Annotated in this window: 12 protein-coding genes; 2 read left to right on the forward strand and 10 right to left on the reverse strand. The window is 70.8% G+C overall.

The features are described 5' to 3' along the window. Nucleotides 1-21: 21 nt before the first annotated feature. The gene (hisS, locus tag ACZ4E1_RS27425; protein WP_467544033.1) at nucleotides 22-1284 is read right to left on the reverse strand and encodes a histidine--tRNA ligase; all 1263 of its coding nucleotides are present in this window, start codon (nucleotides 1282-1284) and stop codon (nucleotides 22-24) included. A 13-nt stretch (nucleotides 1285-1297) separates the two neighbouring features. After that, nucleotides 1298-2008, reverse strand: coding sequence for an MBL fold metallo-hydrolase (locus tag ACZ4E1_RS27430; RefSeq protein ID WP_467544035.1), 711 nt, complete (start codon nucleotides 2006-2008; stop codon nucleotides 1298-1300). A gap of 169 nt (nucleotides 2009-2177) precedes the next feature. Here ACZ4E1_RS27430 and ACZ4E1_RS27435 point away from each other — a divergent pair, with 169 nt between their 5' ends. Continuing rightward, nucleotides 2178-3038: a peptidylprolyl isomerase gene (locus ACZ4E1_RS27435; RefSeq protein WP_467544038.1), complete on the forward strand. Its 861-nt coding sequence runs from the start codon at nucleotides 2178-2180 to the stop codon at nucleotides 3036-3038. 135 nt (nucleotides 3039-3173) lie between these two features. After that, entirely contained in the window at nucleotides 3174-4406 is a 1233-nt protein-coding gene (locus ACZ4E1_RS27440) for a DUF349 domain-containing protein (RefSeq protein ID WP_467544041.1), read from the forward strand. Between the two features lie 230 nt (nucleotides 4407-4636). Here ACZ4E1_RS27440 and ACZ4E1_RS27445 read toward each other — a convergent pair whose 3' ends face one another. The 8 genes from ACZ4E1_RS27445 to ruvC all read right to left on the reverse strand — a co-directional run bounded on the left by ACZ4E1_RS27445 (nucleotide 4637) and on the right by ruvC (nucleotide 14082). After that, on the reverse strand, nucleotides 4637-7162 hold the full coding sequence (locus tag ACZ4E1_RS27445) for a RelA/SpoT family protein (RefSeq protein WP_467544044.1): 2526 nt from the start codon (nucleotides 7160-7162) through the stop codon (nucleotides 4637-4639). A gap of 181 nt (nucleotides 7163-7343) precedes the next feature. After that, complete coding sequence (locus tag ACZ4E1_RS27450) at nucleotides 7344-7883, reverse strand: adenine phosphoribosyltransferase (protein WP_399128545.1); 540 nt, start codon at nucleotides 7881-7883, stop codon at nucleotides 7344-7346. A 169-nt stretch (nucleotides 7884-8052) separates the two neighbouring features. Further along, the gene (gene secF, locus ACZ4E1_RS27455; protein WP_467544049.1) at nucleotides 8053-9174 is read right to left on the reverse strand and encodes a protein translocase subunit SecF; all 1122 of its coding nucleotides are present in this window, start codon (nucleotides 9172-9174) and stop codon (nucleotides 8053-8055) included. Between the two features lies 1 nt (nucleotide 9175). Beyond that, entirely contained in the window at nucleotides 9176-10957 is a 1782-nt protein-coding gene (gene secD / locus ACZ4E1_RS27460; protein ID WP_467544374.1) for a protein translocase subunit SecD, read from the reverse strand. Between the two features lie 149 nt (nucleotides 10958-11106). Continuing rightward, nucleotides 11107-11598 (reverse strand): preprotein translocase subunit YajC, encoded by a 492-nt coding sequence (gene yajC, locus ACZ4E1_RS27465; RefSeq protein WP_467544052.1) that lies wholly within the window; start codon nucleotides 11596-11598, stop codon nucleotides 11107-11109. Between the two features lie 181 nt (nucleotides 11599-11779). Beyond that, the gene (gene ruvB, locus ACZ4E1_RS27470; protein ID WP_467544055.1) at nucleotides 11780-12856 is read right to left on the reverse strand and encodes a Holliday junction branch migration DNA helicase RuvB; all 1077 of its coding nucleotides are present in this window, start codon (nucleotides 12854-12856) and stop codon (nucleotides 11780-11782) included. A 69-nt stretch (nucleotides 12857-12925) separates the two neighbouring features. Beyond that, complete coding sequence (ruvA, locus tag ACZ4E1_RS27475; protein ID WP_467544058.1) at nucleotides 12926-13537, reverse strand: Holliday junction branch migration protein RuvA; 612 nt, start codon at nucleotides 13535-13537, stop codon at nucleotides 12926-12928. Further along, nucleotides 13534-14082, reverse strand: coding sequence for a crossover junction endodeoxyribonuclease RuvC (gene ruvC, locus ACZ4E1_RS27480; protein ID WP_467544061.1), 549 nt, complete (start codon nucleotides 14080-14082; stop codon nucleotides 13534-13536). Before ruvC ends, ruvA begins: the two co-directional genes overlap by 4 nt. Between the last annotated feature and the right edge of the window lie 194 nt (nucleotides 14083-14276).

Raw genomic sequence — 14276 nt, forward strand, 5'->3', positions numbered from 1 at the left:
CATGCCTCCAGGGGCGTGGAATCAGGCCAGCCGGGCGCGGAGCACGTCCACGACCTGGTCGACGGCGACCGCGTCCTGCTCTCCGGACTCCATGTCCTTGAGCTGCACGACGCCCTCGGCGAGATCGCGCTCACCGGCGACGATCGTGAAGCGCGCCCCCGAGCGGTTCGCGTTCTTCATCGCGCCCTTGAGACCCTTGCCGCCGAACGAGAAGTCCGCCGAGATCCCGGCCCGCCGCAGCTCCGTCACCTTGGAGAAGAGCACGCGCCGCGCCTCGTCGCCGAGCGGCACCGCGAACACGCTGGTGGTGGACGGGAGCCGCAGCTCGACGCCCTCCGCCTCCAGGGCGAGCACCGTGCGGTCGACGCCGAGCGCCCAGCCGACGGACGGCAGCGAGGGGCCGCCGATCATCTCGGAGAGCCCGTCGTAGCGGCCACCGCCGCCCACCGCGGACTGCGAGCCGAGACCGTCGTGGACGAACTCGAAGGTCGTACGGGTGTAGTAGTCGAGCCCGCGGACCAGCTTGGCATCGTCCTCGAAGGCGACTCCCTCGGCGACGAGCAGCTCGCGCACCTGCTCGTGGTACGCCTTGCAGGCGTCGCACAGGTAGTCGCGCAGCAGCGGCGCGTCCGTGAGCTGCTTCTGGACGTCGGGCCGCTTGTCGTCGAGGACGCGCAGCGGGTTGATCTCGGCGCGGCGCAGGGTGTCCTCGTCGAGGTCGAGGCCGCGCAGGAACGTCTGCAGCGCCTCCCGATACACGGGGCGGCACTCCTTGTCGCCCAGCGAGTTCAGCAGGATGCGGAAGTTCCTGAGGCCGAGCGAGCGGTACGCCTGGTCGGCCAGGATGATCAGCTCGGCGTCGAGCGCCGGGTCCTCCGCGCCGATCGCCTCGGCGCCGACCTGCGAGAAGTGGCGGTAGCGGCCCTTCTGGGGGCGCTCGTAGCGGTAGTACGAGCCCGAGTACCAGAGCTTGACGGGGAGGTTGCCCGCCTTGTGGAGGTTGGCCTCCAGGGCGGCGCGCAGCACGGAGGCGGTGCCCTCGGGGCGCAGGGCGAGCTTGTCGCCGCCCTTGGTCTCGAAGGCGTACATCTCCTTGGTGACGATGTCGGTGGACTCGCCGACACCGCGCGCGAACAGCTCGACGTTCTCGAAGCCGGGGGTCTCGATGTAGCCGTAGCCGGAGTTGCGCAGCGGTGTGGAGATCGCCTCGCGCACCGCCAGGTAGGTGGCGGAGTCCGGGGGAAGCAGGTCGTACGTGCCCTTGGGGGCCTGGAAGGTACTCACGGGAGTCTTCTCGTCACATTCCTCGTCGGGGAGCCTCGGTGGAGGTTCCCTGGCCGGCGGCCACCTGCCGCAGATACGGGTTGGTGGCGCGCTCCTGGCCGATGGTGGTCTGGGAGCCGTGCCCGGAGAGGACCACGGTCGAGTCGTCGAGCGGCAGGCACACACGGGCCAGCGATTCGAGCATGTCGTCCATGGAGCCACCGGGAAGGTCGGTGCGTCCGACGGAGCCGGCGAAGAGCAGATCGCCCGAGAAGAAGACGGACGGGATGTCCGCGGTCTCGGGCATCTGGAAGGCCACCGACCCCTTGGTATGGCCGGGCGCGTGGGCCACGGAGAAGTCGAGTCCGGCCAGCTTCAGCCGGGCGCCGTCGGTCAGCTCCCGCACGTCGTCGGGCTCGCCCACGGTCAGCTCGCCCATCAGCTGGGTGCCGATGGAACGGCCGATGCCCTTCTCCGGGTCACTCATCATGTAGCGGTCCGAGGGGTGGATCCACGCGGGCACGTCGTGCGCTCCGCACACGGGGACGACCGAGGCGACATGGTCGATGTGCCCGTGCGTGAGGATGACGGCGACCGGCTTGAGCCGGTGCTTCTTCAGCGCTTCCTCGACTCCCTGGGTGGCCTGGTGGCCGGGGTCGATGATCACGCACTCCTCACCCGCGGCGGGGGCAACCAGGTAACAGTTGGTGCCCCAGGCCCCGGCGGGGAACCCGGCAATCAGCACGATCGTCCTTCGTATGTCGTCGTCACAGCCGTCACGGTCGTCGCGACGGCGGAATGCGGCAGATCAGAGCCTACCGGCGCTGCCGTTTCCACAGCGAACCCATATACGGTACGGGGCACCAGCCGACGGCCCGAACCCAAGGTCACGAGACGTACGAGGAGAACACCCGGTGGTCAGCAAGGATCAGCGGCAGCGCCAGCTCGCCCGGGAGAAGTTCCTGCGCCAGCAGCAGCGGCGCGAGGCCGCCCGCCACAAGGCCCGCACCCGCAACATCGTGATCGCCTCCGTGCTCGCGGTCGCGGTCCTCGGCTCGGGCGCCGCGTACGCCGCCGGGGCGTTCGAGAGCGACGGGAAGAAGGACTCGGCGTCGGGCGCGGAGCCGAGCGCGAGCCCGTCGGCGTCGAAGGCCGCCCCGGACCCGTGCGAGAAGCCGGCCGCGGGCAAGGTGAAGAAGGAGACCTGGAAGAAGGAGCCGGCGCTCACCGTCGACCAGGCCGCGGACTACTCGATGAAGCTGGCGACCACCTGCGGCGACATCGACATCGCGCTGAAGACGAAGGCCGCCCCGCACACGGTGAACTCGTTCAAGTACCTGGCGGACAAGGGCTTCCTCGACCACACCAAGTGCCACCGTCTGACCACCGAGGGCATCTACGTCCTGCAGTGCGGCGACCCGACGGGCACCGGCCAGGGCGGCCCCGGGTACACGATCCCGGACGAGAACCTGAAGGACGCCTCGCTCAAGAAGGCGGAGAAGATGCAGGGTACGCAGCTGTACACGTACCCGGCCGGCACGGTCGCGATGGCGAACACGGGCCAGAAGCACTCCGGCGGCAGCCAGTTCTTCCTCGTCTACAAGGACAGCAAGCTTCCGGCCACCTACACCCCCTTCGGCACGATTTCCGACTCCGGGCTCAAGGTCCTGGACAAGATCGCGAAGGCCGGCGCGCAGCCCCAGGACCCGCAGACGGGCAACACGGCGCCGAACGCGACGGTGGTGATCGACAAGGGGACGGTCACCAAGTCCTGACCTGCCGACCGACAAATTTCGGTCGCGCGGGATGCGGACAGCCGCCCCGCCGGTCGCCTATGTTGGCCGTGACGAAACTGTGGACGATGCCCGGGGGCCGACGAGCCCCCGCAGGCATCATGTGGAGGAGGCGCTGTGAGCAGCGACCCGTGGGGCCGCGTCGACGAGACGGGGACCGTGTACGTGCGTTCGGCCGACGGCAGTGAGCGAGTGGTCGGTTCGTGGCAGGCAGGATCCCCTGACGAGGCCCTGGCCTACTTCAAGCGCAAGTACGACGGTCTGGTCGTCGAGATCGGGCTCCTCGAGCGCCGGGTGCAGACGACGGATCTGTCGGCCAAGGACGCGATGACGGCGATCGAGCACCTGCGGGACCAGGTCACCGAGGCGCACGCCATCGGTGACCTGGAAGCGCTCGGCAAGCGGCTCGACAAGCTGGTGGAGAGCGTCGAGTCGCAGCGCGAGAAGCGCAAGGCGCAGAAGGCCAAGCAGTCCGACGAGGCCCGGCACGCCAAGGAGGCGCTGGTCACCGAGGCGGAGGAGCTGGCGCAGTCCGAGCAGTGGCGGGCCGCCGGTGAGCGGCTGCGGGCCCTGGTCGACACGTGGAAGGGGCTGCCGCGGCTCGACCGGAAGACGGACGACGAGCTGTGGCACCGCTTCTCGCACGCGCGCTCGGCGTTCTCGAAGCGCCGCAAGGGACACTTCGCGTCGCTCGACGCGCAGCGCGAGGAGGCCCGCAAGGCGAAGGAGCAGCTGGTCGCCGAGGCCGAGGCGCTGTCGAACTCGACGGACTGGGGTGCCACGGCGGCCCGTTACCGCGAGCTGATGGCGGACTGGAAGGCGGCGGGCCGGGCGCAGCGCGAGCACGAGGACGATCTGTGGAACCGCTTCCGCGGAGCCCAGGACGTGTTCTTCGCGGCGCGCAGCTCGGTGTTCGCCGAGCGGGACGCCGAGCAGGGCGAGAACCTGAAGCTCAAGGAGGAGCTGGCCGGTGAGGCCGAGAAGCTGCTCCCGATCCAGGACCTGAAGGCGGCCCGGGCCGGCTTCCGCTCGATCAACGAGCGCTGGGAGGCCATCGGCCACGTGCCGCGGGACGCCCGGCCGAAGGTCGAGGGCCGTATGCAGGCCGTGGAGCGTGCGATCCAGGAGGCCGAGGAGGCCGAGTGGCGGCGTACGAACCCGGAGGCGCGGGCGCGTGCCGCGGGTCTCACGGGGCAGCTGCAGGCCGCGGTCGACAAGCTCAAGGGGCAGGTGGAGCAGGCGCGTTCGCAGGGCAACAACGCGAAGGCGGACAAGCTGCAGCGTGAGCTCGACGGGCGCCAGGCGCTGCTCGACTCCGCGCTCAAGGGGCTTGAGGAGTTCGGCGGCTGACGCTCCGCTGAGCGGGACATGGGCGGGCCCGGGCTTTCACAGCCCGGGCCCGCTTCTTTACGCCTTCGCGTCTTCCCTGCCGGCCGCCGGGCGGCCGCGCCCCGGTGGGGCTTCTCGCGCAGTTCCCCACGCCCCTTACCGGGCCCCGCCGTCGGCGACCGGCGCCTCGTCGCCGACTCCCGCGCCGTCGTGGCTGAGCGCGCAGTTCCCCGTGTCCCCGCCCCGGAGAGCTACGGGCGGCGGGCCGAGGTCACTCGGTAGACGTCGTAGACGCCTTCCACGCCTCGTACCGCCTTCAGGACGTGGCCCAGGTGCTTCGGGTCGCCCATCTCGAAGGTGAAGCGGGACGTGGCGACGCGGTCGCGGGAGGTCTGGACGGCCGCCGACAGGATGTTGACGTGCTGGTCCGAGAGGACACGGGTGACGTCCGACAGGAGGCGGGAGCGGTCCAAGGCCTCCACCTGGATGGCGACCAGGAAGACCGAGGACTGGGTGGGTGCCCACTCGACCTCGAGGATCCGCTCGGGCTCACGGGACAGCGAGTCCACGTTGACGCAGTCGCTGCGGTGGACGGAGACGCCGCTGCCGCGCGTGACGAAGCCGATGATCGGGTCGCCGGGCACGGGCGTGCAGCACCGCGCCAGCTTGACCCAGACGTCGTCGACGCCCTTGACCACGACACCCGGGTCGGCGTTGGACCGACGCTTGGAGCGGCCCCGCGACGGCGGCGCGCTCTCGGCGATGTCCTCGTTGGCCGCTTCCTCGCCGCCGAGGGCCTGGACGAGCTTCTGGACGACGCTCTGCGCGGTGACGTGGCCTTCGCCGATCGCCGCGTACAGGGACGAGATGTCGGGGTAGCGCATCTCGTGCGCGAGGGTGACCAGGGAGTCGCCGGTGAGGATGCGCTGGATCGGCAGGTTCTGCTTGCGCATGGCGCGCGCGATGGCGTCCTTGCCCTGCTCGATGGCCTCCTCGCGGCGCTCCTTGGAGAACCAGGCCCGGATCTTGTTGCGCGCCCGCGGCGACTTGACGAAGCCGAGCCAGTCACGGGACGGGCCGGCCCCGGATGCCTTCGAGGTGAAGACCTCGACCAGGTCACCGTTGTCCAGGGTGGATTCGAGCGGCACGAGCCGCCCGTTGACCCGCGCTCCTATGGTCCGGTGGCCGACCTCCGTGTGGACCGCGTACGCGAAGTCCACCGGGGTGGCCCCGGCCGGCAGCGCTATGACGTCGCCCTTGGGGGTGAAGACGAACACCTCGTTGCGCGACAGGTCGAAGCGCAGGGACTCCAGGAACTCCCCCGGGTCCTCCGTCTCCTTCTGCCAGTCGAGCAGCTGGCGCAGCCACGCCATGTCGTTGAGGTGGTCGTCCTTGCCGGTGGTCCGGGGCGCGTCACTGCGTACCTTGGAGGTACCGGCGACGGCCTCCTGCTTGTACTTCCAGTGCGCGGCGATGCCGTACTCGGCGCGGCGGTGCATGTCGAACGTACGGATCTGGAGCTCGACGGGCTTGCCGTTGGGCCCGATGACCGTCGTGTGCAGCGACTGGTACATGTTGAACTTGGGCATCGCGATGTAGTCCTTGAACCGCCCCGGAACCGGGTTCCAGCGGGCGTGGACGGTGCCCAGTGCCGCGTAGCAGTCGCGGACCGTGTCGACGAGGACGCGGATGCCCACCAGGTCGTAGATCTCGGCGAAGTCGCGGCCTCGCACGATCATCTTCTGGTAGACGCTGTAGTAGTGCTTCGGGCGTCCGGTGACGGTCGCCTTGATGCGGGCCGCGCGCAGGTCGGACTGCACCTCGTCGGTCACTATGGCCAGGTACTCGTCGCGCTTGGGCGCGCGCTCGGCCACGAGCCGCACGATCTCGTCGTACATCTTGGGGTAGAGGATCGCGAAGGCGAGGTCCTCCAGCTCCCACTTGATGGTGTTCATGCCCAGGCGGTGCGCCAGCGGAGCGTAGATCTCCAGCGTCTCGCGGGCCTTCTTCTCCTGCTTCTCGCGCTTGAGGTACCGCATCGTGCGCATGTTGTGCAGGCGGTCGGCGAGCTTGATGACGAGGACGCGGGGGTCCTTGGCCATGGCGACGACCATCTTGCGGACGGTCTCCGCCTGCGCGGCCTCGCCGAACTTGACCTTGTCGAGCTTGGTGACCCCGTCGACGAGCAGGGCGACCTGGTCGCCGAAGTCGCGCTTGAGGGTGTCCAGGCCGTACTCGGTGTCCTCCACGGTGTCGTGCAGGAGCCCGGCCATCAGCGTCGCCGGGTCCATGCCCAGCTCGGCCAGGATCGTCGTGACGGCGAGCGGGTGCGTGATGTACGGGTCGCCGCTCTTGCGCTTCTGCCCGCGGTGCCAGCGCTCGGCGACCTGGTAGGCGCGCTCGATCTGGCGCAGGGTGGCCGTCTCGATCTTCGGGTCGTTGCTGCGCACGATCCGCAGGAGCGGCTCGAGGACCGGGTTGTACGGGTTGGAGCGCTGGACGCCGAGACGGGCGAGGCGGGCGCGGACCCGGTTGGAGGAGCCGGAGCGCGCCGGTGGGTTCGCGGCCGGCCGGATCGCGGGCGGGTTCGCCGAGGGGCGTGGCTTGTCGGCCGGGGGCTGCGGGCGGGGCTGCTCCGCCGCGGGCTTGCCGCCGGGCGGCGCGGGCTTGGCGCTCGTCGCGGGCCGGTCGTTCTTCGCGGGCGCGCCGGAAGCGGCCGCCGGGGCTGCCTGCTGGTCGGCCTTGGCGGCGGTGAGTGGCTTGGCCTCGTCTGGCAACGGCGCTCCTCGTGCGCGACGGGTCCCCCGTACAGGTCCCGGGGAGCCCATGGTATCGATCCTGCGGCCACCGAACGTATTCGGCCGGTGGGACAGTTTCGTACCGGGAGAACGCGACGGGCGGGCACCTGATTCCTCAGGGCCCGCCCGGGCGGCTGTGACCTGCTGTTTCCGCGCTGGGTCAGACGACGAGCAGGGCGTCGAGCGGGGCTCCTTCGAGGGCCGGCTCCAGTCGCTCGCGGCCGGGCAGGAAGCCCAGCTCCATGAGCACGGAGACGCCCGCGACCTCGGCGCCCGCGCGGCGCACCAGGTGGACGGCGGCCTCGGCGGTGCCGCCGGTGGCCAGCACGTCGTCGACGATCATGACGCGGTCCTCGGCGGTCAGATCCTCGGCGTGCACCTCGATCTCGGCGGAGCCGTACTCGAGGTCGTAGGCCTGCGCGAGGGTGGCCCCGGGGAGCTTGCCCGCCTTGCGTACGGGGATGAAGCCGAGGCCCGCGCGGACGGCGACGGGGGCGCCGAGGATGAAGCCGCGGGCCTCCAGGCCGACGACCTTGGTGGCGCCGGCGGCGATACAGCGCTCGGCGAGCGTGTCGGTGAGGGCCGTGAAGGCCGCCGGGTCGGCGAGCAGCGGGGTGATGTCCTTGAAGAGGACCCCGGGCTCCGGGTAGTCCTGCACATCACGGATGCGGCTGAGGAGCAGCTCCTTGATGTCGGTCATTTCTGCACCTCAGCGTGTGGGTGATGGGCGTTCTACGAGTCTTCCGCGCGGGTGCCACGGGGCGCTTGCGCGATCGACAACCCTAGCAGTCGGGCGGTGCGGGAACGACGCGGGCGCCAGGAGCCTCGTCGGCTCCTGGCGCCCGTGTGCGCTGCGGTGGTCCGCCGGGTCAGCGGCGCTTGCCCGAGGGACGGCCCCGGCCGCGGCCGCGGGACGTCGGCTGGTTGCGCGGACCGGCGCCCGCGGGAGCCGCGTCCTGCGACTCGTCGGCGAACTCGCCCTCGGCCTGGTGGCCGACGACGGCTCCGCTGTCGGCCTGAGCCGACGCGGCGGCCCGCTTGGCGAGGACCCGCTTCTTGAGGGCCTTCATCTTCGGCTCGCGTTCCTTGAGGTCGGCGACCAGCGGGGTGGCGATGAAGATCGACGAGTACGCGCCTGCGGCCAGACCCACGAAGAGCGACAGCGAGATGTCGTTCAGCATGCCGGCGCCGAGGAAGCCGCCGCCGATGAACAGCAGGCCGGCCACCGGGAGCAGCGCCACGACCGTGGTGTTGATCGAGCGGACCAGCGTGCCGTTGATCGAGCGGTTGGCGACGTCGCTGTAGGTCCAGCGGGTCTGCTTCTCGATGCCCTTCGTCTGCTCCTTGAGGGAGTCGAAGACGACGACCGTGTCGTAGAGCGAGTAACCGAGGATCGTGAGCAGACCGATCACCGTGCCCGGGGTCACCTCGAAGCCCACCAGGGCGTACACACCCACGGTGATGGTGATGTCGTGGATGAGGGCGATGAGCGCGGCCAGCGCCATCCGCCATTCGAACGCGATCGCCAGATAGATCACGACGAGGACCATGAAGATGGCCAGGCCCTGCCATGCCTTGTTGGCGATCGTCTCGCCCCAGCTGGGACCGACCAGGTCCGCGTTGATCTTGTCCGCGGGGATGTTCATGTCCTTGGACAGTTCGGCCGCGACCTGGTCGGACTTCGCGGTGTCGACGCCGGCGACCTGGATGCGCAGACCGCCGTTGCCCAGCTCCTGCACGATCGCGTCGTGACCGGAGGCCTTCTCCGCGTACCCCTCCGCCTGGGCGGCGGAGACGGACGTCTTCGGAGTGGTGAAGACGGCGCCGCCCTCGAACTCGATGCCCATGTTCAGGCCGCGCACCACGAGGCCGACGATGGCCGTGATGGTGATCAGGATCGAGACGCCGTACCAGAGCTTGCGCTTGCCGATGAAGTCGTAGCCGACCTCACCGTTGTACAGCCTGGCGCCGAGAGTGCCGAGCTTCGACATCTCACGCCTCCTTCGGGTCGACAGGGCGGGCGGCGCGGCGCGTGCGGCGCAGCGGGGGCTGGACGCCGAGGCGCTTGGGATCGAGGCCGGACCACTTGTGTCCGCCCGAGAAGAACTTCCCGCGGGCCAGGATCGTCATGAGCGGCTTCGTGAAGAGGAAGACCACGACGACGTCGAGCAGGGTGGTCAGACCCAGCGTGAACGCGAAGCCCTGGACCTTGCCGACGGTCACGATGTAGAGCACCGCGGCGGCGAGGAAGGACACGAAGTCGGAGACGAGGATCGTGCGCCGGGCACGCGGCCAGGCCCGCTCCACAGCGGGTCGCACGGAGCGGCCCTCGCGGATCTCGTCCCGGATCCGTTCGAAGAACACGATGAACGAGTCGGCGGTGATACCGATGGCGACGATCGCACCGCAGACCGCCGGCAGGTTCAGCGCGAAGCCGATGGCCGGGCCGAGGAGCGTCATCAGCGTGTACGTGAGGATCGCGGAGGTCAGCAGCGAGGCGAGCGCGACGAGCGACAGGCCTCGGTAGTAGACGACCAGGTAGATCACGACCAGAGCGAGGCCGATGGCGCCGGCGATCAGACCGGCGTGCAGCTGCTCGCCGCCGAGCGCGGCGGTCACCGAGGTGACGCTCTGCTCGTGGAAGGTGAGCGGCAGGGCGCCGTAGGACAGCACGTTGGCCAGGTCCTGGGCGGACTGCTGGTTGAAGTTGCCGGAGATCTCGGCGTTCGAGCTGAGCGTCGTGCGGACGCTGGGCGCGGAGACCACGTCGCCGTCGAGGACGATGGCGAACTGGTTCATCGGGGACTGCTGTGCCGACAGCTTGCTGGTGATCGCCGCGAACTTCTTCGAGCCGGAGCCCGTGAACTCCATGTTGACGACCCACTGGGCCGACTGCTGGTTGATGACGGCCTGGGACTTCTTGACGTCCTTGCCGTTCACCTCGGACGGGCCGAGGACGTACTTGGACCACTGGCCCGGGTTGTCCTCGCCGCAGGCGATGATCGTGTCGGAGGGCTTGGCGCCCTCGTTGACCTTCGTGCGGGCGGCCTTGTCGGTGCAGTCCAGCTCGGTGAACTTCTTCTGCAGCGCGGTGGTGGCCTTGTCCGGCGTCGGGGACGCGGCGGGCTTGTCGCTCGCCTTGGCGGAGGGCTTGTCGCTGGCGCCGGCGCTCGGCGTCGCGTCGGCCTTCAGGCCGTCGGTGACGGCGCGGCCCTGCGAGGTGGCGGAGGGCGTCGCGGACGCGGAGCCTCCGTCGGTCGCCTTCTCCTCGGCCTTGTCGGTGGCCTTGGCGGTCGGCTTGCCGGTCGCCTTGTCACCGGAGGAGGCGCTCGGGGACGGGCTGGCGGAGTTGTCCGCCGCGGGAGCGCCTGCGGCCACCGTCAGGACGGGGCGGAAGTAGAGCTGCGCGGTCGTGCCGACCTGCTCGCGCGCCTGCTTCTGGTTCGTGCCCCGCGGGATGTTGACGATGATGTTGTCGTTGCCCTGCGTCTGGACCTCGGCCTCGGAGACACCCATGCCGTTGACGCGGCGGTTGATGATGTCCGCCGCGGTGTCCATGTTGGTCTTGTTGATCGCGTTGGGCTTGCCCGGCTCGTTCTTCGCCTGCAGCGTGATGCTGGTGCCGCCCGCGAGGTCGATGCCGAGGCGGGGCGTGAACGTACCGGAGATGAACATCCCACCGACGAGCGCGATCATGATGATCACGATCAGGCTCAGGGCGCGGCCCGGCTTGCTCTGCGCCCCCGCCCCTCGGCTCTTTTTAGGTGTGGCCACCTTCTCGTACTCCCTCTCCATCCGTCCGGCATCGGGATGCGTGCCCCGGACTGCCCGGACGGCCACGAAATGGTCGAGAATCCGCGCGGATCACGCACGAACCAGGACCGTGGGGCACGCGGTGGCGGGCCCCACGGAGGTGGTCGTGGCTACTTCGCGTCGGACTCGCCGTCGGTCTTCTTCGGCTCGGCGTCGGCGTCGTCGGCCTTGGGGGCCTCGTCGGCCTTCTCGGCCTCGACGGGCTCGTCCTTCTTGCCGAGGTCGATGCGCGCGTCGTCGGCGGCGGTCTCGTCGGTCTCGGTGAGGGAGGACGCGTCGTCCGGCACGACGGCGTCGTCGGTCAGCTCGGCGTCGGCCTCGACACCGTGCACGATGCGGTTGTACTCCTCGTCGGAGAGCACGGCACCGATCGCGTTCTTCGCGAACATGAGGTGGACGCCGGGGCCGGCGTCGAGGAGGACCGTGTCCTCGTTGACCTCCTTGACCGTGGCGTACATGCCCCCGATCGTGCGGACGCCGGAACCGGGCTGCATGTCGTTGCGCATGGAGGCGGCCTGCGCCTGCTTCTTCTTGGCAGACCGGGTCATCAGGAACATGGCCCCGATGAGCACAACGAACGGGAGGAGGGCTGCGAGACTCACGGGTGGGAACTTCCTTCAGGCGACCGCGCCGGGGTGCGGCCTTGTCGGTTTCGGGGGTCGGCCGTCGTCCGGAACCAGCGAAACCAGAAGGACGACGTCGGCGGAGTCTAAGCGAGTCCGCCATCTGGGAACAACGCTCAGCATCCCACCGGGGTTCCTGGCCCGGCGAGTACCCGCGCCGTCACGCCCCGAACAGGTCCCCTTGTCCGCTTGCACCCGATCTTGCCTGCGGCGGGGTGAGGCCGAGGTGCGCCCAGGCGGCCGGGGTCGCGACGCGTCCGCGGGGCGTACGGGCCAGCAGTCCCTCCCGGACGAGGAACGGCTCGGCGACCTCCTCCACCGTCTCGCGCTCCTCCCCCACGGCGACGGCGAGCGTCGACAGGCCGACGGGTCCGCCGCCGAACAGTTTGAGCAGCGCCTCCAGGACGGCCCGGTCGAGCCGGTCGAGGCCGCGCCCGTCCACCTCGTACACCCCGAGCGCGGCGGCGGCGATGTCCCGGGTGATGTGACCGTCGGCCTTGACCTGCGCGTAGTCGCGGACGCGGCGCAGCAGCCGGTTGGCGATACGGGGCGTGCCGCGGGAGCGGCCGGCGATCTCGGCGGCGCCGTGCGGGTCGATGCCCACGTCCAGCAGGTTGGCCGAGCGGTGGATGACGCGCTCCAGCTCGGTGGGCTCGTAGAACTCCATGTGCGCGGTGAAGCCGAAGCGGTCGCGCAGCGGGGGCGGCAGCAGGCCCGCGCGGGTGGTGGCGCCGACCAGGGTGAACGGGGGCAGTTCGAGGGGGATGGCGGTGGCGCCGGGGCCCTTGCCGACGATGACGTCGACGCGGAAGTCCTCCATCGCCATGTAGAGCATCTCCTCGGCGGGCCGCGACATGCGGTGGATCTCGTCGAGGAAGAGGACCTCGCCCTCCTGGAGGGAGGAGAGGATCGCGGCGAGGTCGCCGGCGTGCTGGATGGCGGGCCCCGAGGTGATGCGGATCGGGGCGCCCATCTCGGCGGCGATGATCATGGAGAGGGTGGTCTTGCCGAGGCCGGGGGCGCCGGAGAGCAGGACGTGGTCGGCGGTGGCGCCACGCGCGCGGGCGGCGCGCAGGACGAGGTCGAGCTGCTCCCTGACCTTCTCCTGGCCGATGAACTCGCCCAGGTCCTTGGGGCGCAGGGCGGCCTCGACGGCCTGGTCCTCGCCGTCGGCGGCCGCACCGACGAGCCGGTCGGCCTGCGGCTCGGCGGCGTCGGTCGTCTCGTCCCAGTTCATGTTCTGTGCCTCGCGTTACGGGATCGGGGGCGGGCGGCGTCTGTGCGGGGAGTCTTCGGGCTGCGGTGCTCAGCGCGTGCGGTTGAGGGTCTGCAGCGCGGCCTTGAGGAGCTGTCCCACCTGCGGGCTGCCCTCGGCGGCCTCGGCCTGCGGGGCGACGGCGGCGACCGCCTCGTCGGCCTCTCTGGTCGCGTAGCCGAGCCCGATGAGCGCGGCGTGCAGCTGCTCGCGCCAGCCCGTGGTGACGGCGGTGCCGATCGCGGGGCGCGCGGTGCCGAGGGGCTCGCCGAGCCGGTCCTTCAGCTCCAGGAGGAGCTTCTGGGCGCCCTTCTTGCCGATGCCCGGGACCGCGGTGAGCGCCTTCTCGTCGCCGGTGGCGACGGCGCGGCGCAGGTCGTCGGGGGTGTGCACGGCGAGCATGGCCTGGGCGAGGCGGGGGCCGACACCGCTGGCGGTCTGGAGCAGCTCGAAGGTCTGCCGCTCGTCGTCGTCCGCGAAGCCGTACAGGGTGAGCGAGTCCTCCCGTACGACGAGGGAAGTGGCGAGCTTGGCCTGCTGCCCGATCCGGAGGCCGGACAGCGTGTTCGGCGTGCACTGGACGGCCATGCCGATCCCGCCGACCTCGACCACCGCGGCGTCGGGGGCGAGCGCGGCGACGGGGCCGCTCACGAAGGCGATCATGCGGTACGGCCTTTCGATGCGTGCGTTGCTTTGGCGGAGTGGAGGGCGACGGCCTGCTGCAGTCTGTTCTGCGCGGGGGCGCGCCAGATGTGGCAGATGGCGAGGGCGAGCGCGTCGGCGGCGTCGGCCGGCTTGGGCGGCGCTTCGAGCCGGAGCAGCCGGGTCACCATGGCGCCGACCTGCGCCTTGTCGGCGCGGCCGCTGCCGGTGACGGCGGCCTTGACCTCGCTGGGGGTGTGCAGGGCGACGGGGATGCCGCGGCGCGAGGCGCACAGCATGGCGACGGCGCTGGCCTGCGCGGTGCCCATCACGGTGCGCACGTTGTGCTGGCTGAACACGCGCTCGACGGCGACGAACTCGGGCCGGTGCTCGTCGAGCCACTGCTCGATGCCCTGCTCGATGGCGACGAGGCGCAGACCGAGCTCGGCGTCCGGCGGGGTCCGTACGACGCCGACGCCGCGCATGGTCAACGGCCGGCCGGCGACCCCCTCGACCACGCCGACTCCGCACCGGGTGAGCCCCGGGTCCACGCCCAGTACACGCACGCCACGCCCCCACTTTCGATCGCCTGTTTGCGCAGGCTATCGGGTGCCACTGACAAAGCGGCGGGGGGGGGGGGGGGGGGGGGGCGGCGCCCCCCCCCCGCCGCCGGGGGGGGCGCCCCCCCCGCCGCGCCCCGCGGGGGGGGGGGGGGGGGGGGGGGGGGGGCCGCCCCGCCCCCCCCCCCCGCCGGGAGCCT

The organism is Streptomyces sp. NPDC025806 (assembly GCF_055558275.1).

Coding starts and splice junctions, on each gene's coding strand:
- ruvA (WP_467544058.1), bottom strand. CDS start 13,537: ATGATCGCCTTCGTGAGCGGCCCCGTCGCCGCGCTCGCCCCCGACGCC.
- secF (WP_467544049.1), bottom strand. CDS start 9,174: ATGTCGAAGCTCGGCACTCTCGGCGCCAGGCTGTACAACGGTGAGGTC.
- ACZ4E1_RS27450 (WP_399128545.1), bottom strand. CDS start 7,883: ATGACCGACATCAAGGAGCTGCTCCTCAGCCGCATCCGTGATGTGCAG.
- ruvB (WP_467544055.1), bottom strand. CDS start 12,856: ATGAACTGGGACGAGACGACCGACGCCGCCGAGCCGCAGGCCGACCGG.